Raw genomic sequence first — 21982 nt, forward strand, 5'->3', positions numbered from 1 at the left:
CTTTTTAGAATCTACTTACACACAACGGCATTTGCATCCGGGTGCTGATCCTTTAATGTTTTTTCAGCTTCGGCAATTGAAACATTTTGTTCGATAGTTACATCGAAACTTCCGCCCAAAGCATCATTATATGTAACATGACACTTACGACCGCCGCCTTTAACTGCACCCATCTGAACCTTGTTCAGCTTGAATGCTTCAAAACTACTTAAATTCTTCATAACAATAAAAAAATTTAAAGGTAAATAAAAAGGTTATCCCGGATTTTTTTAAGCTGATTCCAAAACAGCTATTACTTCGCGAAAATAATATCTTTATGTTAACAGATATCTTAAATCTGATAGCGGATACACTTCCGGTATATAATGCTTACTCACTATGACAGAGGGAGTCTTGTTTATTCTCTGTCTCCGGCAATATACCTGTTGCTTCATCCACAAGCCTTGTACCTCGGTTGTTATATTGTAATCATCCGCTTCTTTGATACATTTCGTTTCATACCACTCTTCCAAGAGTTGCATTGCCTTATCCCAACCATCCATGTAATAAGCTGCAATGACAATTTGCGCAATTTTTTCTCCCAACCTATCATTTGGAAATGTCAGAAATACCAATGATACAGAAATCCTTGAAGCTATCTCTCTCACATGACGATGAACCCTCGCACAATTTTTACAATTGGGATTAGTTATTATCATCACCTCACTACTTCCTGTCACCTGACTATGCAGCGTAATATCCGGACTTGCCATCTCCTCTATCTGAGGCTTTAGTGCCAATAACATCTGAAAAGTCTCCGAATTAAACAAACTACCAAGATGTTTCTTTAGAGAAACTCTTTCCCTCTCCTTGTTCCGGATAGTTTTTATTTGTATTTCAACAATCAAACAAATACATCCTATAGCAATAAATACGGAAAATGAAGTAAAGGAAAAGTCTATATCAAAATAGTTTCTTAACATATAAAGAGCAGCTACATTACCCCATACCGCCAAATTTACCAGCATGCAAAGCATGCACCCCTTATGAAGAATGAAAGCCTGATAAATAATGGAATATAGAGTAAACACCGTTGCAACGATACAGCAAATGGCAGAAATCCCATAAAAATCATTCCAGCGGATCAAAGAAAACAAAAAGAGAACAGCAAAGTAGAACAAAGATAATTCCCCTAATCCTACACCTGCTATATTTGCTCCCTTAGAATGAAGCACTTCATTACAGTTCACCGCCTTTCCTATATGGCAGAATGACTCCATGAATTGCTCATTCACCCATTCTTTGTAGAGGATAGCGATAGACGCAAGAATGCCAAAACTCAATGTACATAAATAGACAATAAAAACAGCTGATTGATTTTGAGAGAACGCAGTTTGCATCCCCAATATCAGGAGAAAAAGTACAGCGATGGCAAACTTATAACGCAGCAAATAGAAAATAACATTTTTCATTACATAGTAATGTTCATTCGAGGTCCTTTCAGTAGGCTCTCCGAATAAGACGGTACCTGTCCAGTGTGGCAAAAACTTGTCCACCGTCATACTGTGTTCTCGTCCATCTCCATTAATGAATTCTACGATGAAATCGCCCTTTTTCGTCACTACACAAAATTGATTTTTGTCCACCTGAAGCATTGTGATGAAAGGAGATTCCAATTGCGAAAAATAATCGGATGACGGAAGTTGATATACTTCATTCTTTACATGAAGCATATCCAGTGCATCACTGATACCTCGTATGCTACCTCCTAACGGAGTATCGAGCAAACGATGCACAGTACTTCTGCTCACCTTTACAGATAATACCCGTAAATAGTGATAGAGTACAACAGCGATATTATCAACTTCAGCCATGATTACCCTTGTTTATATAGAATATTATAAAGGGAAATATCCTTCTAACGTGATTTCATCAGAGATAAGTTCTATCATATAATCTCCTGTGTCTTTCCCGCTTAGATCAATAGAAAAACTTGCAGGATTGATAAACAGCTCAGAATAAACAGTTTCTCCAGTAGTTTCATTAATAACATTGACCGTAACAGCAGAGAATGCAGCCTGGAAGTCAACTATTACCACCTCATTATATAAGTAAGCATACACAGGTTGGGAAATAACACTACGAGTTTGGGGAGCATTTTCCGGAGTTATATCACCAACCGGCTCAATTGGATCTCTATCCCCATCCTTCTGGGTAAGCATTATCTCCATATTACCAGAAACGAACTGAGCGTTTGCAGAACCGGCAAAAACCAAAAACGAAAATAAAATAAATAATACCTTTTTCATATACATCAGACTTTTGTTTTATGGTGACCAAATTACGAAAGTCTGTGTAAACAAAGTGTGTCATAAGTGTGCCATCACCTATTTTTTTGCAAAATGTCTTCAAATTCACAATTTTGCTCAGCACCTATCCGCTTAAGCAAAGCACTTTTCTTTCGATAGAGTGTTCTTCTGGAAAGGTGCAACAAATATTCTAAATGAGAGAATGGAAAGCCTGCCAAACTTAAACACACCAAATGATGTTCTTCTTTAGATAGCTGGTACTTTACACAAAGATCTGTTATGGCATTATTCCACTGTACATCCATCCCAACAACAAATTCCTGCCATTCCTGATCGCTTATTTCTTCATCAGATTCATCCCTATCCTGATAATCTTGTATAATAGCCTGCATCTTCGCGTAAAGCGGTGAGTGCAGAAAAGCCTCTTTCGCTAAAGTCCGCCGCTTCAAAATCATCTCGTCCAGTTCTGCCTGCAATTTTGCTCTTTCTTCTTCATTAATCTGATGCGAAACCAATTCTTTTCTCAAGTTTTCAATCTCCAGATCTTTTTCCGTTATATCAGTCTGCAAATTAGCGTAATGTTGACTCAAATCCTGATTAACCTTTTCTAGTTGTTGCTTGTCCTTTTGCAACAAGTCATTTTTTCTTTGATATCGTTTGTATAGAGAAAAAGCAACTATGATAATCATTGCTGTTATCAATATAAAAGCATACAGGTACATATTTAAACGTCCTTTATAATATAGCTTTTGAAGCATTGTATGTGCATCTGCTTCTGCCTCAATCATTTCATTGGCAACTACACTCCGACGAAACTTATAAAGGCTATCTTTATATGCAGAACTGTTCCTCTCCAGTTCTACGGATAAGGCAGCATTTCCCTGAATCATTGCGATGTCTGCCAAGCGCATATAAGCGCCTGCCTTTTTTCCATAATCTTTACTCATTAAACTTTTATTAAGATAGAAAATTGCAGAATCATACTGTTCACATTTATAATAAGCATCTCCTAAAATCAAGAAAGCGTGATAAGATCGTGCAGTATCCCTTCGTAAGGAAAGATTTAGTTTTGCGTAATACAAAGCTTTTTCTCCCTGATTCATCCTACTGTACAAATTACTGAGTAAAGCTGAAATATTAGCTTTCAGACCATTATTCCTCACCCTATCTACTGCCCAAAAAGCATCTGACAATTTCTGTTCAGCAATAGGAAAATATTCCTTCCCTTTTGTTAAAGCTATAGAACCTTGCTTAGATAGTGCTTCAGCCCAAAGGGAAGTATCTTTTAACTCTTCGGCAATACCTTCCACTAACCGATAGATGGAATCTGCTTTTTCATTAAATCCCTGTATATTATAGATAAATCCTATATTATTGTACACCAATCCCAATTGTCTTTTTTCTTTCGCTTTCTCCGTCAAAGGTGCCGCAATAAGAAATTCTCTAAACGCTTTCGCCTGCCGGTTCATATCCCTATACACACATCCCCAATAATAATGTGCCTTTGCCTGCATGCGCACATCATTCGTTTTATCGTAATATGCCACAGCATAGCGTATCAACGAATCATCTGTCTGCACAACATAATTCTTATCCCTTGCCTGTGTCAACAATAGCGCATAATAAGCGCTATCAGCCTGTGCCGCAAAATTCTCCATTGAAATGCCCCGTAAGATACTCAACGCACTGTCCGGTTGGGATTGCATAAGAGAATTCGCCAATATCAACTGCTTGTTATCACTCTGTTCCTCGTTGCAGGCCAGCAATAAAAAAGCAGCAAAAAAGATTATGAAAGTTATATAGTTTTTCATTTTGTAGACTATACTATTAAATTGAATACTACAAAGATAAAAATTTCCATCAGAATATTACCTACTCATTACCTGAATAAAAAATAAGTAAATGAGCATCATTAATTCACACCTTCTTTCACAAGAGTATCTGTCATGCTGAGCGTAGTCGAAGCATCTACTTATAGATTCTTTTATAGAATATGCTTTTTACAACAAATCGTTTTTTCATATAACAATTTTTATAAAAAACATTGCTTACCTTTACCTCCGAAAATAAAGTAGTATTCGGAAAATCAACAAAATATTTCCGCCATAAATACATGAAAATAACAAACAGAAATCATCTTATACTAATTACTAACTTGAATACTCAAAAAAAATGAAACGTATTGTTTTCTTAGATTATGTGCGCGTGTTTGCCTGCTTCCTCGTCATGGTTGTCCACGCCAGCGAAAATTTCTATGGTGCTCCCGGTTCTACAGACATGGCGGGACCACAATCTTATTTAGCCAGTGAGGCCGACCGACTGTGGGTAGCTGTGTACGACGGCTTTTCACGCATGGCAGTGCCGCTCTTCATGATTGTTTCCGCCTTTCTTCTGGTACCCATGAAAGAAGAACAGACTTCATGGCAATTCTACCGCCAGCGTTGCCTGCGCATCCTACCGCCGTTTTTCATATTCATGATACTATACAGCACCTTGCCACTGTTGTGGGGACAGATAGATGGAGAAACATCATTTAAAGACATGTCGCGAATACTCCTGAACTTCCCGACACTGGCGGGGCACCTGTGGTTCATGTATCCCCTAATCAGCCTCTATTTATTCATACCCATCATATCGCCATGGCTGAAGAAGGCCACAGCAAAAGAAGAACGTTTCTTTATAGGGCTATTCCTGCTATCAACATGTATTCCGTATTTCAACCGATGGTTCGGTGAAGTGTGGGGACAATGTTTCTGGAATGAATATCACATGCTGTGGTACTTCTCAGGCTACTTGGGGTACCTCGTACTGGCACATTACATACGCGTACACCTGACATGGAACCGCTCGAGACGTCTCACTATAGGAACCATTTTAATGGTTGCCGGGGCTGCACTGACCATTTACTCATTCTACATCCAGGCCATACCCGGTGAACTTCATACCACGCCGGTAATAGAGATAGGATGGGCTTTCTGTACAATCAACTGTGTGATGCTCACAGCAGGCACGTTCCTTATGTTCACATGCATAAACCGTCCGAAAGCTCCACAGATTATAACAGAAATGTCGAAACTCAGCTATGGCATGTACCTCATGCACATATTCTGGCTTGGGCTGTGGGTAACAGTGTTCAAACAAACGCTGGAATTGCCCACCGTCGCCGCCATACCATGTATTGCAGTGAGTACATTCATCAGTTGCTACATAACGACAAAGATTATCTCGTTCATACCGGGCAGTAAATGGATAATAGGATAAATCATACCAATTAATCTTCCAAAAGCTTACTGTAAGACATGCATAAGTCTTGCGGTAAGCTCATAATATACATACTTTTTCTATCCCCGCTGTTCACATTTTAGCTTTATATTTTTTCTATAAATCGAATCTTTTAGTTGAATACTTAGCATTAGTGAATGTAAATCCTGGCATCTGAGACTTCTATTATTCTTTTTCAATGCTGAAAGGCAATAACTCCATGCGTTTCGTCAGACGTCCATACATAGCAGCTTTCTTGTCCTCAAACAGCTCCCTCATCAAAAAATAAATAGAGCCACAAGTGATAAAGTTAATTTTCATCTCACTCTTATATCAGTCCCACAATTCCTGCATATCTGCAAAAATGCTCTTGCGGACATAGAAGAACTCCTGTACTTCATCAATAACCAGATTCAGATGTTCTTTGGTAGCATACGAAAAAAGTATCCTTCCATTTCTTTTTCTCTACCAAAAAACTCCATAAAATATAGATTATCAGATTTATACTATTTATAATTCAGATTATAATAACCACAATTATAAATTCAAAGATATGATTTATTTTATAGAATCATCCATATCCTCCAAACTTCTTGCAAAAACGGGCACGAATGATATACCTTCTTCCTAAGAAAAAGGATTTGCCAAAATACGAAAGGTTATGTAAATTTCTTCATTGTGTAAGAAACTCAGTTAATTCTTCAGATATTGCAGTCGCTTTCCCCAGTCTTCCATAGCTGCCTGGCGCCACTTGTAGACAGTCTCGGCACCCTGAAGGTTCTGCCAGAACAGTGCGGGGTCGCTCTTATCAGTGTACCAGTTGGGACCTACCTTGTAGTCGGTGGCAGACTCTCGCCCCGGCCACAGATTTTCAATGGTTATGGCACCCTCCAACGCAGAAAAACCGGGTATGTCGGAGGTAATGGCATAGGGAAGTGTACCGGTGTAATACGTAGAGTGGCGCACGGCATAATCACCACCTCCAAGGTGGAATCCGTCCCATTCCTGCCGCCCTATGGTGAGAGTAAAGCAGGCCGAGTCGGCGGGAATATCGGGACGGTCAGGACCTTTGACGTGAAACTCGATAATCGAATAGATGGGTACGGTGTCCGCAGCCGTGGTGAGCCGGTGGAAAACCGGTCGCGAACTACGTGCGGTTAGTTCGAAGCTGCCTCCCCATGACTCGCCTTCGGGGTCATCGGGATTGCCATTCATCACATAAAGAAGTGCCGGTGTGTCGCCCATCTTGGGGATGCCCTTGTAATAGTTGATAAAGTCTGCGCCAAGATGTCCTGCACCTTTGATGTAAGCATCGTAATATCCGGCATTGTATTTATCTTTCACTTTGTTTTGGGTAATAAAACCCCGATAAGAAGCGTTGTCTTCAATCATCCACAGATTGGGGAAATTTTCGACTATATAGGCGTAGCTGTTAGTGCTCCATTTTTTGTTAGGACCTCCAATCCAGTAGACACGGATTTTATCAGCGATATCAGGTGCGTCGTGAAGGGCTTGGGCCACGTCGTCAAGTCCACCCCAAACAGATATCCACAACGGGCGTTCATCTCGCCTGCGCGCACATTCCACTATCCATTGGGAACCTTCGGTAGGAGTAAGGAACCCCCGGTAAGGAGCCGCCCCCTTGCGCCCCTGCTTGGTTATGGCACGGAGTTTCGCGGGAGACATCAGTCCCTTAATATGTTTGGACAGTTTGGGAAGATCTTTCTCGTAAAGGTCAATCATACGGAAAATTTCTTCCTGACTTCCCGAACCGTAAGAGGGAGAAGAAACAAGCCCCTCAAGGTCAAAACAATCAGTGTACATCAGCAGATGGGCCATCGACTGGTTATCGTCGGGATCCGTTCCTCCGATGTCAGTACTAATAAGCACACGCGGTTTAATAATGTCAATTGCCTGAATCTTTGTCCCGATTGAGCCTAAGATCAAAATGGCAAATAGTACCAATCTTTTCATGATAGTTTGCTAATTTAAGATTTATTCTGCAAATTTACGCTCGAAATTCAATTTAAACCACCCACAAATTCGTAAAAACATGTCAGATTCCGAGAAATTGAAGACTTTCGATGAAAAGCGTGGCGAGTTTAAGCCCTACGGCCTGACGTGTGAAACCTGGCGTCCGCAGCTTATGCCGAAAATCGACCGTCATAACGAGATTGAGCTGAACTATATTCCCGAAGGGGGCATTACCTATTTTTTCCCTACAGGAAAAGTGACGGTTCCACCTCGCAAAATTACGCTGTTTTGGGGGCTTATACCCCACAAGATCATTAAAAGTGAATCTGACGCACCCTATTTTGTAGTCACCATACCGTTTAACCTCTTCTTAAGCTGGAGGTTACCTTCAACCATCGTCGATAGAATTCTCGGAGGAGAAGTGGTAGTTGAGACCGTTGAGTCAGAATGCGAGCTTGACAAGCCAATGTTTGAGAGGTGGGTTTCTGATATGGCAGGCAAGCAAAACCAAGAGGCGGTAAGCCTTGAGATTCAAGCCCGAATATTACGGTTAACAAAAAACATGTCCGTATCCGGAACCAAGTTCACTGCCATACTTAACCCTGCCGACGCGTCGATTTTGGAAAGAATTGTGATCTATATTGCCCACAACTATAACCGCCCAATAAAGATTTCCGATATTGGCCGGGCCATAGGGCTTCACCCCGATTACGCCAATGCCATTTTCAAGAAGGCTTTTGGCTGTACATTGAGCCGTTACATAGCAGAAGAACGGATAGGGCACGTCAAACGCAAACTTATTCTGACAAATATGAGTATAACACAGATAGCTTTTGAATGCGGATTCAATTCAATCAGCCGTTTCAACAAAACCTTTCTTGACATCTGCGGGCAGACTCCCCGGCGCTATCGCGAACAAAACAGGTGAGGTTTTATCAAGTTTGTACTAAGCTTTATCGAAATCATACCAAAAGGCTATCATGCCACTTGAATATAAAATGGAATATCATCTAACGAAAAGTAGGCAATTGGGCATCTTTTTGAGAAAAAAGCCCAAAAATGAAAAGATACAAAAACGATTGGTTTACACAAATACAAGGGTTAACAAAAAAGAGAATCAACAACATACATGCCACAAAGAAAGTGTAGGTAAATTTACCTACACGCTGCCTCAATTTACTGCCACCACTGCGCTATCACCGATGAGCAAGGCAATACAGAGCATGAGTGCAAGCGTGTAGGTAAAAGTATATCATAAATTCTGTGTATACGCGCGCGAAGCGAGTGAATCAAACTTCCTCCCCCTTCAATGTAGCAGAACTCGCCTCGGTAATCTTTACCATTACAAAATCGCCCACACGGTGTGCACCGCGGTCGAATACCACCACGCGATTCTGTTCCGTGCGTCCCACCAACTGTTCACGGGAACGTTTGGAAACACCTTCCACCAGCACCTCATACACCTTGCCGATGCAACGGGCATTTGATTCCGCAGAAAGGCGATTCTGCAAAGCAATAATTTCATTCAACCGACGTATCTTCACCTCTTCGGGTACATCGTCCGGCAGATGCTTGGAAGCATACGTACCCGGACGCTCGGAATATTTAAACATGAAAGCGGAGTCATAACCACACTCCTCCATCAGGGAAAGGGAAAGTTGATGGTCTTCTTCCGTTTCGGAATGGAAACCGGAGAAAATATCTGTAGATAAACCACAATCGGGCACGATACGGTGAATAGCATCTACGCGTTCCAAGTACCATTCGCGGGTATATTTGCGGTTCATCAGTTTCAGGATACGCGAACTCCCGCTCTGCACCGGCAGATGGATATGCTTGCACACATTGGGAACCTGTGCAATCACTTCCAGCGTTTCATCGCTCATATCCTTGGGGTGCGAAGTGGTGAAACGGACACGTACACCCGGTGCAGCTTCAGCTACCGTGCGGAGCAACATAGGAAAAGTTACCACTTCACCGTCCGGTTTCTCAAAACGATAGGAATTGACGTTCTGCCCCAAAAGTGTGATCTCCTTATAACCTTTTGCCACCAAGTCAGACACTTCATTCAGGATGCTTTCCACATCACGACTACGCTCCCGCCCACGAGTATAAGGAACGATGCAGTATGTGCAGAAGTTATTACACCCACGCATGATGGATACGAATCCGGAGATATGATTGCCACAGATACGGGAAGGAATGACATCCCGGTAAGTCTCCGTTGTGGAAAGCTCCACATTGATGGCTTTTTCGCCCGCCTCAACGGCAGCAACCAAATCAGGAAGAGTGAGATAAGCATCAGGTCCCACTACCAAGTCAACATGGTGATTGGTAATCAGGTCATCCTTTACGCGCTCGGCCATACATCCCAGCACACCTACAATCAGATTGCGTTTCTTCTTCTTGAGTGAGTGGAAAAATTCCAAACGATTCAGAATTTTCTGCTCGGCATTGTCGCGGATAGAACAGGTATTCATAAACACCGCGTCAGCTTCCTCCAGCGTGTCCGCCACAGAATATCCAGCCATCTGCATCACAGAGGCAATTACTTCACTGTCTGCCACGTTCATCTGGCAGCCATAAGTTTCGATGAACAACTTCTTGTTGTCATCAGCAGTTGCAGATTTAAAGTCTGCTCCCGTTACATTTTCCATAATTTCTTTTTTTATTTCGGTTGCAAAGATACGCCTTCGGCACTAATTTACAGACGAAATGGGAGAAAAATAACACCCAATAGTTAGAATTTGAAGCTTTTCTGATAATTAATGTTAAGAGAGTAAACATTTTCAAGAGAGATATTTGGCATAGTTGGAATTATTTCACAAATTTGCGTAATGAAAGAAACATTAGATTTTTTCATAGTTAAGGTTTAGGTTAAAAAAATAAGGGGAGCTGTGAAGCTGCCCTTTTTTCATGCCTAAAAATTGGCTGTAATTCAGATAATTTAGTTACCTTTGGCGGTGAAAAACTTAAATGAGCATGGATGGCATATTACAGTTTCTGTTAATCGCAGGTATAATCGTTATCGGAATTGTCAAGCAATTCAAGAAAGAAGCAAAAAAGAATGCTGACAACAGCCCCGCTATGCCTATACCGGAAGAGGATATGGACGACACTGCAATGCCCATACCGCAAGGTTGGGGAAAAACTTATGGCGGTTATATTCCCGAAGGACCTGAATTGGAACCTGAACCGGCACCCATCACAAAGAAAGAATATCAATTCTCGGCTTCAAAGCATATTTTCGGAAAAGACTCTGAGGATATACATCCCCAGCATGCCGCCGCCCCTCCGAAACAAAAAATTTCTCCCCCTCCATCCACTCCCCAAAATCCCGCAACCGATTCCGAATACTCCATTCATTCGGCAGAAGAAGCACGAAAAGCCATTATTTGGTCGGAAATACTACAACGGAAATATTAATTGAGAATTGAAAATTAAAAAACAAGAGTTACATCTTCAGTAACTTATGAACTGATACACAGGAAAAATAACTAAATACATTATGGCATTCAATTACATCTCGGCAGCGGAAGCTGCAAGCCTGATTAAACATGGCTACAACATCGGCTTGAGCGGATTTACTCCCGCAGGAACAGCCAAAGCCGTTACGGCTGAATTAGCAAAAATAGCAGAAGCGGAACATGCAAAAGGAAACCCTTTTCAGGTAGGTATCTTCACCGGTGCCTCTACGGGTGACTCTTGCGACGGTGTACTTTCACGCGTCAAAGCTATCCGCTACCGTGCTCCTTACACCACCAATTCCGATTTCCGTAAAGCAGTGAACAGCGGAGAAATCGCTTATAACGACATCCACTTGTCTCAGATGGCACAGGAAGTTCGTTATGGTTTCATGGGCAAAGTGAATGTTGCCATTATTGAAGCTTGCGAAGTGACTCCCGACGGCAAGATTTATCTGACCGCAGCCGGTGGCATCGCTCCTACCGTTTGCCGCCTTGCCGACCAAATCATTGTGGAACTGAATGCTGCCCACAGCAAGAATGCCATGGGACTGCATGACGTATACGAACCACTCGACCCGCCTTACCGTCGCGAAATCCCAATCTACAAGCCGAGTGACCGCATTGGTCAGCCTTATATCCAGGTGGACCCGAAGAAGATTGTAGGCGTGGTAGAAACAAACTGGCCGGATGAAGCACGTGGTTTTGCCGATGCTGACCCGTTGACCGACAAGATTGGTCAGAACGTAGCCGACTTCCTGGCTGCTGATATGAAACGTGGTATTATTCCGTCAACCTTCCTGCCTCTGCAATCGGGTGTAGGCAATATTGCCAACGCTGTGCTCGGTGCACTGGGACGTGACAAGACCATTCCGGCATTCGAAATGTACACGGAAGTTATTCAGAACTCCGTCATCGGATTGATTCGCGACGGTCGTGTGAAGTTTGGTAGCGCCTGCTCACTGACTGTTACGAACGACTGTCTGCAAGGTATTTATGACGATATGGATTTCTTCCGTGATAAATTAGTACTCCGCCCGTCGGAAATCTCCAACAATCCGGAAATCGTTCGCCGCTTAGGTGTCATCTCTATTAATACGGCTATTGAGGCAGACCTTTACGGAAACGTGAACTCTACCCACATCAGCGGTACAAGAATGATGAATGGTATCGGCGGTTCGGGCGACTTCACGCGTAATGCTTATATTTCCATCTTTACGTGTCCGTCCGTTGCCAAAGAAGGCAAAATCAGTGCTATCGTTCCGATGGTGTCACACGCAGACCATAGTGAGCATGACGTTAACATCATCATCACTGAACAAGGTGTTGCCGACCTGCGCGGCAAGAGTCCGAAAGAACGTGCACAAGCCATCATCGAAAACTGTGCACATCCCGACTATAAGAATCTCTTGTTGGATTACCTGAAAATGACTGATGGTAAGTCTCAAACTCCACACGCCCTCCGTGCTGCATTAGGAATGCATGCCGAACTGGCGAAGAGCGGGGATATGAAGAATATAGACTGGGCACAGTATAAGTAAGCTACGAGTGACAAGCTACGAGCTACAAGTATAGATTAGTACGAGCTATAAGAAACGAGCTACGAGAGGTTTGCAATATTACAGCGCAACCACTCGTAGCTCGTAGCTTGTAGCTCGTCACTTAATCACTTCATCACACACGGCATCCTGAAAGGCACGTGCCTTAGCTCCTGAAAGTACATTCTGATTCATAATGGCAAAAGCAACCTCATGCCCGTTTGTTGTCCGCAAATAACCTGCCAGACAATTAATTGCTGTAAAAGAGCCTGTCTTGGCATGTACGTTTTTATGAGAAAGAGTTCCGCGTTGCATCCGGTACTTCAATGTTCCATCCACGCCACCAATGGGCAAAGCCTTATACAACTTTTGAAAAACATCCGTGCGCGAATAGGCAAACCTGAGGAAGGAAACCAGCAAATCGGGAGAGATATAGTTATAGTTGGAGAGTCCGCAGCCGTCAGCCAGTTTATAGTAATCCGCATCTTCCCCCAAAGCCTTTATCTGTTTACGGATAGCGCCAAGTCCGTCTTCATCAGAAATACGCTTCTTACCGGTGGCTTGTGCACCCAAACGGCAAAGCAAAGCCTCAGCATTCAGATTATCACTTTCTTTCATAATCTGGTTGACCACGTCCTGAACGGAAGTTTCAAATGAGGCCATTTGCACAGAAAGGCTATCCCTCTGCAATTCATTAAAAGCATACTCCGCAGGGCATTGGACACCTTTCGCTTGCAGACGTTCAAGAAATGTATGCATAAAAAAGTCCTGTGAAGAATAGATATTCACCGTACCGGTGCGCTTACTTTCCACATTTCCTTTAATAACTACATTGTTGCCATTCTGCAACCAATCGCGGGAAACGCCGAAGCGTCCGGCAGAAGGAGTACGGGATTTCGTTTCATTCGTTATGGTATAATAAGAAGAAACAGGAATACATTCTATATTTGCCGCATCACCTTTTACACCCGGAGAAGCAGTTATAGTAACCAAACCTTTATTCAGCATTAACGGCGAAAGATAGGGCTGGTAGGAAGCCGGAGTATCATCCCATGCCCAGCCACTGCCCCAGTAAATAGAGTCCTTCATAGAGACATCGCCATATACATTGCCCGCTATCACAGAAAAAGGAAAACGGCTCACCGTATTTACCAGCGAATCCAAAGCCTCATCATCAAACTCAGGGTCATAACCACCGACAACGTACAGGTCTCCCTTCAACGTATCCTGTTCAATCACCCCCTGGTACCACACTTCTGTCTTGAAAGGTTCATCCGCCTCGGGACGGGCAAGGGCGGTTATGGTAGTCAGCAGCTTCATGGTAGAAGCCGGACGGGAGAGTTTATCCGACTGATAGATGTATAAGGACTTTCCCTCAGTCAGGTCGTATATGGATATGCCGACATTGGATCCGGCGGGAAGTTTATACTTAATCAGGGTATCCAGACGGGCAGAGAGACTCTTAACATTCACATTTTGTCCCCACAATGTTGCAGGGACAAACAAGAGGGAAAGAGCAAGCGGCAAAAGATATTTCTTTATGTTCATTTTATTACGAATGCTTTTCAAACTTCTGCCGGATGAGCTTTTGCAACCGGCTTTTCAAACTTGCCTCCACATGCACGGCAGACGTATTCCCAATGGTTGTTTCCCGGAGGAGCAGCCGCCAGCATAGAGGCAATGGCCGACATGACAGCCCTTACGCGATGCTCTTTCTTCAACACGAACTTGATATCGGACGATCCACAGAAAGGACAGTATTTTAATTGTTCCGGTATCATCTCATTCTGTTCCAATAACCGGATGGCAGCTTCATAGTCCGCTTCGTCAACCAGAATATCTACTCCTGCGATGTTATTGATATACCCTCGCAGCAATGTAGACATATTCTCGTTATGAAGAAGGGAAGAGATGCCTTCATTCTCCAATGCTCCCTGAATGATATGCGCTTGGGCGGCATCATTGCAAGTCATCAGTTTTACAGTTTTCATCGTTTCTATTATTTAAGTTGATAAGAGAAGAAGTGGACAAGGAAATAAGACCGTGCGGATATAACATAGATACAGCGCAGCCCCTTGTAAACTCGTTAACTTCTTTCCTTGTAAACTACATCTATAACGCCTCTTTAAAGATTTCAGAAACCGTGGGATGAGGGAAGATGATTTTCTTCCATTCCGTAGTAGTCAGTTTCAGTTCGATAGCCATACCTGCCAAGGTGATGATTTCGGAAGCCGGATTGCCCAATACATGCGCGCCCAATATGGTTTCATCATCCGATATCAGAAGTTTGCAAACCCCGTTCACACCTTCATTCTCAGCCACAAAACGACCGGAATAAGCCATAGGCAGCTTCACTATGCGGTAATTGATACCTTTTATCTGCAAAGATTCCTCCGTCTGCCCTACTCCTGCTATCTCAGGGTTGGTATACACCACACCGGGAATAGCCCAATAACTCATGGCATCTTCCTTTCCAAGAATGGTATGTACGGCTACTTCCGCCTCACGCACGGCGGTATGGGCCAGTAAGGAGAAGCCCGTCAGATCGCCACATACGTATACCCCCGGGATGGAGGACTGCATCCGTTCGTTCACGCAAATATTTCCACGTTCCATCTTCCGCAAATCCAGGTTTTCCAGTCCGAAGCCTTTTGTTACCGGACGACGGCCTACACTCATCAATAGTTTATCGGCAAGCACGACACCGGCTCCTTCGGCATTCTCATAATTAACCTGTACCTGCTGTTGTCCACCTTCGGAAGAAGTCTCGGCAAGAGACACCACTTTCGTGCTCAGCATAAACTTAATTCCCCGCTTGGCATACTCTGCACGCAACAGGGCGGAAAGTTCCTTATCCATACCTCCCAGGATTTCATCGAGCATCTCGATGACAGTAACCCGCACTCCCAGGCTGTTGAAGAAAGATGCGAACTCTATCCCGATAACCCCACCGCCGATGATGGCAAGGGATGCGGGAAGTTCTTTATTGTCCAGCGCATCGCGGTGAGTCCAAAAAGGCACAGTATCTACTCCGGGAATAGGAGGGATGAAAGTTTCCGAACCGGTGCAAAGAATCAGATTCTCACATTCGTAAGTTTCGCCACCACATTGCAGGGTATTCTTGTCGATAATGGTAGCCTCTCCCTGCACGATATTCACACTGTGAGCGGTCAGTTTACCCTTTACGCCCAGCACCAGCTTACGCACTACTTTCTGTTTGCGGGCAATAATCTTAGGCAAATCAAACGAAACCTCGGACACATTGACCGCATATTTGGAAGCATGACGCGCGGCATCATACGTTTTTGCCGAATACAATAAAGTCTTGGTAGGGATGCAGCCTTCATTGAGGCAAACTCCACCTAAACTTTGTTTTTCAAACAATACTACACTTAGTCCGGCTTTTCCGGCAACTTCGGCAGCAGTGTATCCCGCAGGACCTCCACCGATAATGGCAACTTGGTATTTCATAGTTTCTATTTATTTATAGGTATATTGCAATTCAAGTCCGGGATTTTTTTCTTTAAGCGCAGCAATCAGTCCTTCCGGGTCGGCAGGTGTAATCGGGAAAAAGCCTTTCTTCAACCCATTCTGATACCTGACCACCATCTGGCGGGTGCGCCACTGCCATCCCTTGGCAGACGGGTTATAGTGGATACGGTTCACACCTGTTGCTCTTTGGGCTACACCAAATAGGGTCTTCACCCAAAGGTCTCCATTTTCTTTAACGATATATTTCCGCTTGTAATTACTCACAATGAAGGGAATAGCCACAATAAGCCCACAAAAAGTAGATACCTCTTTAACAAAGAGATATGTAGCGCATATAAAAACAAGAATAACAAATATTCCCCACTTCTCAACAGTAGTCATCCCTTTTGATTTGAATATCTTTTCCATAAATACAAGGTTAATTTGTAAACTGCCTGCAAGTTAATAAAAACCTCCCTTATCTGCACAAAAGAATTACCCTTTCTTTGCCTTTCTCACTAAAATACATACCTTTGTTTGCAGCAATTCTAAACAACTTGCGTCTAATAAACAAAAACTATTCGGAAACGAACGAAGCAAAAGATACATGAAACTAACCAACGCACTTCAAACGCTGTTATTTTCCACTATCATCCTTTTCGGCGGCACAGCCTGCGACAACGAAAACGATGAACGCATCTCCTCTACGGGAGAGGTCCTCATAGAAGGTGACCAAAACTCCATAGAAATCCCGATGACCAGGACCAACTGGAAGGTAGCTTCAGTTACTTATCCGGACGGAGGCATCATGTCGGACGAAAACGGTTATCCTGTACAACTGGAAGGTATGGGTACTGTACGGTTCCATTGGGGGTATATTATTCGCGATAAAGCCGACGCGCTGGCCATACAATTAGAAGATAACTTCGAAGGAAGGGAACGCGGAATGATTATCAACCTGAGCACCTCCAAAGGACTATATTCGGAACGAATTGTTGTCCGGCAGAAGGAGTGCACCAACTTCTACCGGATAGAATCCCTCGTCTATCATCTGGAAGAAGGCGACGGAGTACAAGATATAGGAACAAAACCCTGGGGAATCAACTGGATAGATAAATCTACAGATGAGGAAGAAACCAGAAAAATATCCCTCTATCCGTACAGCAATGCCTATGTGACACATGACTTCGAATGTAATGCTTCGGAGCCTTTCCAGAATTGGTTTTTCCAGGAAGAAAAGAGCTATGTGGATATGCCGGAAGACATCGTAAATGGAAAGATTATCTTCGAAAAAGAAAAAAGGCTATTCACCTGCAGAAGCATTTACCACAGCGAGCTAAGGGAAGTAAGCTTTGAGAAAGACTTGGTAACCCTAAAGAAAAATGCATATCGTGCCGATATCTATTACAAGCGCTTACTGGTGAGCTACACCCTGACCTTGACAAGGTCGGGCAACGACACAAAGAAAGTCATCCGGGGAAAACTGTTGAAGGAATACCCCTATGACTGTTCACCGATACGTCACGAAGTCACCGACCTGACAGGCGATGAATAAACGGCAGTTTTTCCACAATCTCCTCCCGACTCACGGTAGGAGGTTGCCCCTCCATCAGCTTACGACACACCAAGCCACCCACCTTCAATGCATCTTCCTCTGATGCAAAAGGTACTCTCCTACCAATGGCGGGTATATAAGGTTGATAAATCAGCGTGTCTTCCTGGTGAAGCACCACATACCCATAACCACCAACCACCTGCACCGGACGGCAGGCAAACTCTCTGCTACCGGCACTCTTGCGACCGGAGCAACAAGAAAGGCATACCGCCACGACGGACAGTACACCTAACTTCACAATAAACATCAGCTTCATATAAACAATATGCAAAAACACTAATCGACCTCTTCCTGTTCGTAAGGCAAGAGTTCATAAACATCATCAAAATAGCTGGTTCCCGAGGCACCCGTCAGTACAAAACCACGCCTGCCCGTAGAGAAGGAAACTGCATAAGCGCGTGACGAAGCCCCGGAACTGACATTATGCACATTCGTCATCGGCGTAAAGTCATCATCAGAATCACCAAACCATAAATCCTGGTCGGGGTCGTATATCCAATAATCACTGGTCACACCGCTACGGCTTCCGGAAGCAAGATACCCCTTACCGTCTATGACGAAAGACACAGCACCCAAACGCGTAATGGCATAATCATCGTCATAGTCCTCGTCATCATTCGTATCGGCAATATCACGCAACTGTTTCCAGTTAGTACCATCAAATCTCCACAAGTCATCTACCAAGGTACTATTGTTCTGCCCACAACAGATATAAGCTACGTCGTCTATAACGAAAGCCGTAGCGTAGTAACGCTTATATCCACCGAATCCGTTCACTATCTCCCACTGTTGCCCGCTTGGAGCATTAGGATTGAAACGATAGAAATCTTTCAGGGAATTATCATTATATCCCGTGCCCACATATCCGTAGCCTCCTATGGAAAAAGCCAGTGCGCCATAGCGTGCACCGCCGCCGAAGTCATCCTTCTGTGTCCAGGTATCCGTATCAGGGTCATACTCCCACGTGTCTGCCAGATTGGTGGACTCATTCTTTTGAACACCGGTAGTGATGTATCCTTTACCATTCAGAGCAAACGAAGTAGCGCTGTGGCGACCCTGTGCTGCATCGGGCATATCGGCGCATTGTGTCCAGTAGTCACCATCCATGTCATACATCCAAAGGTCTTTCAGGTATGTCTTGTTCGTTCCACGGAGCCCGGAGCACAGATAGCCTTTATTATCTATAGTGAAACTACTGGCATATCCTCGTGCAACACCGTCCAGGTCCGACCTTCTCATCCATACACCCTGCGTGTATTCATCGTCGTCCGTGCAACTGCCGGCCAGGTATCCAACCGCCAACAGTATCATTCCAAATAATAGTCGATTCATCTTTTCTTAAAACTTATTTTTTGATTACTATGATTTTGGTAGCAAATGTAGACCACAGGTCATACATCAACAAAAAGAACCGACAAACAGCATGAAATTTCCGGTAAATACCTTCACCGACAAAACCTGCCCGATTACCGATTTTAATAGGAAGACATGGAAGATTCATTTTCCTTTGCAACTCTAAAAACAACAACGATGAAAAAATTATTGTATAGCCTGATTGCAATGCTCACTGCCGTCTGTGCCTGTCAGGACGAAAATTCGAAATTAGGACAAAGCCTGGTGGACAGCTCCTTTTACAATGTATATGCAGATACCTGCACGGTGGACATCAGCACCATCCTCATGGACTCCATAGAAACTAGGGGAGACACCATCTGCCAACTGGGACGCTACAGAGACGATTCATGGGGAGAAGTCTCTGCTGCCTACTATGCCGAGTATTCCACTAATAGTTTCACCCCCGACGAAGACTACAGTTACAGTTTCGACTCACTTGTGCTGAGAATGACACATACCGGTCACTTCTGGGGAGACACCCTGACACAACAACACATCTCTGTCTACCGGCTGAAACAGCCCATCATACTGGAAGATGACGACGACTTATATAACAATACCGTCCTGCCCGCAGAAAGCACTCCCCTGTTCAGCTTCACTTTCAGCCCGCGCCCCGGAAGAAAGAAAGAGTTGGAAATACGTCTGCCCGACGAGTTGGGAAAAGAACTGCTGAACGACCTTATCAATGAAGAAGAGTACTTCGACACTCAGGATAAGTTCAAAGAGAAATTCCCCGGTCTGGCTTTCATTGCCGAAAACAGTGGAGAGTGCATCACCGGATTCATGGTGAACGACTCGTCCATGACCATCACCCTGCACTACCAGGAAATCACCAATCTGCGCACAGAGAAGGAACTTACTTTCACTGTAAACAAGGATTATGCCTACACCGGCCTCCGCACCGACCGCACCGGTACTCCCCTCGCCACAATGACAAGCGGGATAGAAAATCTCATCCACTCTAACAACATGAATATGCGAGCCTACATGCAGGGACTGACGGGGTTCTACAACCAGATAGAATTTCCGCACCTGAACAACTTGCTGGATGCGGGAGATATTGTCTCCATAGAAAAAGCCACACTCTATCTCTACCCGCTGAGCCAAAGCTATAATAAGATAAATCAACTGCCGGAAGACATACGCCTCTACATCACGGACGAAAACAACGTGCTGGAAGATTACGTGTATGGCAGTGACGGTGTAACGGTGCAGACCGGAAACCTGACCGTGGACGATATGTTCTGGCGGGATACCTATTATTCTTTTGACGTGACCGAGTTCATACGCAACAACTTCGGCACATGGGGCATAAGGCGGCAAAAGTTACTGCTGGGTCTGCCGGACAATGAAATGGCAACTACTTTCAACCAGATAATCTTCACCAACGACCCCTCACAGGAGAGACAATGCAGATTAGATATCAGATTTAAAATATACAACGAACAATGAAACGACACCATCGGATTTACTTCGTTCTGTGCAGCCTGTGCACGGCAAGCCTCTCTGCCATAGCCCAGAACACCACCAGCCTGCCCACCTCCATGTATGGAGTGGGCGAACTGAGCGCCAGCGACGGCGGACGTTATGCCGGCATGGGCAACATAGGCATCGCCCTGAACCGTACCGGATTCCAGAATACCCTGAACCCTGCCGCTATCACCCGGATGGATAGCACCTGCTTCACATTCGACGTCGGGGCATCAGCCTCTTACGCCCGTTATTCTTTCCAGAATGAGCATAGCTCCAGTGCTACGGGCAATCCCAACCGTTTCAGCATGGGTTTCCGCGTCCTGCCGCGTTGGTATGCCATAGTGGGTGCTTCACCCTACAGCAGCGTGGGCTACGTCATCCAGACCGAAGAGACAGTGGAAGGAATGCCCGGAAGCTATGCATATTCCTTATTTGAAGGAACAGGAGGGTTGTATCGCTGTTACGTCACCAATGCCTTTGCACTGACTAACCGGTTGTCCGTAGGTGTAAACCTGGGTATGATACTGGGGACAGTGACTCAGAGCGAAACGCAAGAAAGCGCCATCGTGGAGTATGAATCTTCCAAACGTGCCTTTCATGTAGATTTCGGAGCACATTATGAGTTCGCCACCGGCAAGCAGACGTGGGCGGCAGGACTGACATTCGCCCCTTCCCTACCCATCAACCATGACAACAACCTGACCTATAGCAACTCTTCCACCAGCGAAGGCCTCAACAAGGATTATCATAGCCGGAAGCAGTATCTGCCCATGCACATCGGCACCGGAATATCGATGACTACCGAGCGCTGGGTGATGACTGCCGACTACAATTATATGGACTGGAGCCGCAACACATCGTCCAATAAGTCCATGAAGTACGAAAACCAGCATAAGCTGAATATAGGAGGAATTTACATCACCAATCCACGCCTGCCCCGCTCCACGGAGTTAATGGGTGGAGTGGGTTTCAGCAATTCGTATATTAATCTGAAAGATGGAAAAATGCACTATCTGGAAGTCAGCGCAGGGGCAAGCTTTCCCATCCGGTATTCTTATCTTTCATTGGGGGCCACGTGGCGGAAACAAGTAAACTCACGTAGCAGTCTGATGCAGGAAAGCCGCTTTAGTGTGAATCTGAATATTACGTTCGGAGAAAGGTTGGCAAAGTCGAAGCTAAGATAGAAGGGGGTAACACCTAAGCTTTTTCCCAGGCATTCCTATCGTTTTTTCTGCCGAAGTTTAACTCCTTTTTATTAGGGATATGAATCAGTTACGAGCTACAGGCTACAAGCTACAAGTGCCTTTCGGAACATAGCGCAGCTACTTGTAGCTTGTAGCCCGTAGCTCGTAACTTTATTCCTTTCTGCACCGTGATGAGTTATCTTCCTTCATCTTATAAGCGTATAGTTGTTTCCTTTCGTGGAAATTCTATTTTCCCCAAATGGTAACTTCATTTACATGCCGAGGTAAAAGCCGTTACATACCGAGGTAAAGACCGTTA

Annotated in this window: 20 protein-coding genes; 7 read left to right on the forward strand and 13 right to left on the reverse strand. The window is 44.3% G+C overall.

Features of this window, described 5'->3' with window-relative positions; genetic code table 11:
• Positions 1-11: 11 nt before the first annotated feature.
• The 4 genes from QZ135_RS09655 to QZ135_RS09670 all read right to left on the reverse strand — a co-directional run bounded on the left by QZ135_RS09655 (position 12) and on the right by QZ135_RS09670 (position 4099).
• The gene (locus tag QZ135_RS09655) at positions 12-221 is read right to left on the reverse strand and encodes a hypothetical protein (protein WP_294608419.1); all 210 of its coding nucleotides are present in this window, start codon (positions 219-221) and stop codon (positions 12-14) included.
• A gap of 93 nt (positions 222-314) precedes the next feature.
• The gene (locus QZ135_RS09660) at positions 315-1853 is read right to left on the reverse strand and encodes a vitamin K epoxide reductase family protein (protein WP_294608421.1); all 1539 of its coding nucleotides are present in this window, start codon (positions 1851-1853) and stop codon (positions 315-317) included.
• 24 nt (positions 1854-1877) lie between these two features.
• Positions 1878-2288 carry a DUF3244 domain-containing protein gene (locus tag QZ135_RS09665; protein WP_294608423.1) on the reverse strand — a complete coding sequence of 137 codons (411 nt, stop codon included), beginning with the start codon at positions 2286-2288 and terminating at the stop codon, positions 1878-1880.
• Positions 2289-2362: 74 nt separating this feature from the next.
• Complete coding sequence (locus QZ135_RS09670) at positions 2363-4099, reverse strand: hypothetical protein (protein WP_294608425.1); 1737 nt, start codon at positions 4097-4099, stop codon at positions 2363-2365.
• A 361-nt stretch (positions 4100-4460) separates the two neighbouring features.
• Between QZ135_RS09670 and QZ135_RS09675 the strand changes: the two genes are divergently transcribed.
• Positions 4461-5549 carry an acyltransferase gene (locus QZ135_RS09675; protein ID WP_294608427.1) on the forward strand — a complete coding sequence of 363 codons (1089 nt, stop codon included), beginning with the start codon at positions 4461-4463 and terminating at the stop codon, positions 5547-5549.
• A 186-nt stretch (positions 5550-5735) separates the two neighbouring features.
• Here QZ135_RS09675 and QZ135_RS09680 read toward each other — a convergent pair whose 3' ends face one another.
• Together QZ135_RS09680 and QZ135_RS09685 are read right to left on the reverse strand one after the other, a co-directional pair.
• A complete protein-coding gene (locus tag QZ135_RS09680) occupies positions 5736-5870 on the reverse strand; it encodes a hypothetical protein (protein WP_294608429.1) in 135 nt (44 codons plus the stop codon).
• A 372-nt stretch (positions 5871-6242) separates the two neighbouring features.
• Entirely contained in the window at positions 6243-7523 is a 1281-nt protein-coding gene (locus QZ135_RS09685; RefSeq protein WP_294608431.1) for a nucleoside hydrolase-like domain-containing protein, read from the reverse strand.
• A gap of 79 nt (positions 7524-7602) precedes the next feature.
• Between QZ135_RS09685 and QZ135_RS09690 the strand changes: the two genes are divergently transcribed.
• A complete protein-coding gene (locus tag QZ135_RS09690) occupies positions 7603-8451 on the forward strand; it encodes a helix-turn-helix domain-containing protein (protein WP_294608433.1) in 849 nt (282 codons plus the stop codon).
• A 361-nt stretch (positions 8452-8812) separates the two neighbouring features.
• Here the strand turns inward: QZ135_RS09690 and miaB are convergent, their stop codons facing one another.
• Complete coding sequence (gene miaB / locus QZ135_RS09695) at positions 8813-10180, reverse strand: tRNA (N6-isopentenyl adenosine(37)-C2)-methylthiotransferase MiaB (RefSeq protein ID WP_294608435.1); 1368 nt, start codon at positions 10178-10180, stop codon at positions 8813-8815.
• A gap of 325 nt (positions 10181-10505) precedes the next feature.
• On the opposite strand from miaB, the gene QZ135_RS09700 reads away from it, so the two are divergent.
• The gene (locus QZ135_RS09700; protein WP_294608436.1) at positions 10506-10949 is read left to right on the forward strand and encodes a hypothetical protein; all 444 of its coding nucleotides are present in this window, start codon (positions 10506-10508) and stop codon (positions 10947-10949) included.
• Positions 10950-11031: 82 nt separating this feature from the next.
• Positions 11032-12528 carry an acetyl-CoA hydrolase/transferase family protein gene (locus tag QZ135_RS09705; RefSeq protein WP_294608438.1) on the forward strand — a complete coding sequence of 499 codons (1497 nt, stop codon included), beginning with the start codon at positions 11032-11034 and terminating at the stop codon, positions 12526-12528.
• A 117-nt stretch (positions 12529-12645) separates the two neighbouring features.
• Here the strand turns inward: QZ135_RS09705 and dacB are convergent, their stop codons facing one another.
• From dacB to QZ135_RS09725, 4 genes are all read right to left on the reverse strand, one after another.
• Complete coding sequence (gene dacB, locus QZ135_RS09710) at positions 12646-14067, reverse strand: D-alanyl-D-alanine carboxypeptidase/D-alanyl-D-alanine-endopeptidase (protein WP_294608458.1); 1422 nt, start codon at positions 14065-14067, stop codon at positions 12646-12648.
• 23 nt (positions 14068-14090) lie between these two features.
• Positions 14091-14516, reverse strand: a complete 426-nt coding sequence (locus tag QZ135_RS09715) for a DUF2007 domain-containing protein (RefSeq protein WP_294608440.1) — start codon at positions 14514-14516, stop codon at positions 14091-14093.
• Positions 14517-14637: 121 nt separating this feature from the next.
• Positions 14638-15996, reverse strand: coding sequence for a dihydrolipoyl dehydrogenase (gene lpdA / locus QZ135_RS09720; RefSeq protein WP_294608443.1), 1359 nt, complete (start codon positions 15994-15996; stop codon positions 14638-14640).
• Between the two features lie 9 nt (positions 15997-16005).
• Positions 16006-16425 carry a hypothetical protein gene (locus tag QZ135_RS09725; RefSeq protein WP_294608445.1) on the reverse strand — a complete coding sequence of 140 codons (420 nt, stop codon included), beginning with the start codon at positions 16423-16425 and terminating at the stop codon, positions 16006-16008.
• A 178-nt stretch (positions 16426-16603) separates the two neighbouring features.
• Here QZ135_RS09725 and QZ135_RS09730 point away from each other — a divergent pair, with 178 nt between their 5' ends.
• On the forward strand, positions 16604-17551 hold the full coding sequence (locus tag QZ135_RS09730; RefSeq protein WP_294608447.1) for a hypothetical protein: 948 nt from the start codon (positions 16604-16606) through the stop codon (positions 17549-17551).
• Here QZ135_RS09730 and QZ135_RS09735 read toward each other — a convergent pair.
• Together QZ135_RS09735 and QZ135_RS09740 are read right to left on the reverse strand one after the other, a co-directional pair.
• Positions 17526-17867: a DUF4907 domain-containing protein gene (locus QZ135_RS09735; RefSeq protein WP_294608449.1), complete on the reverse strand. Its 342-nt coding sequence runs from the start codon at positions 17865-17867 to the stop codon at positions 17526-17528. The two genes, QZ135_RS09730 and QZ135_RS09735, sit on opposite strands and share 26 nt — an antisense overlap.
• A gap of 20 nt (positions 17868-17887) precedes the next feature.
• Positions 17888-18943, reverse strand: a complete 1056-nt coding sequence (locus QZ135_RS09740) for a kelch repeat-containing protein (RefSeq protein ID WP_294608451.1) — start codon at positions 18941-18943, stop codon at positions 17888-17890.
• A 198-nt stretch (positions 18944-19141) separates the two neighbouring features.
• On the opposite strand from QZ135_RS09740, the gene QZ135_RS09745 reads away from it, so the two are divergent.
• Together QZ135_RS09745 and QZ135_RS09750 are read left to right on the forward strand one after the other, a co-directional pair.
• Positions 19142-20458: a DUF4270 family protein gene (locus QZ135_RS09745; RefSeq protein ID WP_294608453.1), complete on the forward strand. Its 1317-nt coding sequence runs from the start codon at positions 19142-19144 to the stop codon at positions 20456-20458.
• Positions 20455-21663, forward strand: a complete 1209-nt coding sequence (locus tag QZ135_RS09750; RefSeq protein ID WP_294608454.1) for a hypothetical protein — start codon at positions 20455-20457, stop codon at positions 21661-21663. Before QZ135_RS09745 ends, QZ135_RS09750 begins: the two co-directional genes overlap by 4 nt.
• Positions 21664-21982 lie beyond the last annotated feature (319 nt).

This window comes from uncultured Bacteroides sp. (assembly GCF_905207245.1).
Lineage (GTDB): Bacteria > Bacteroidota > Bacteroidia > Bacteroidales > Bacteroidaceae > Bacteroides.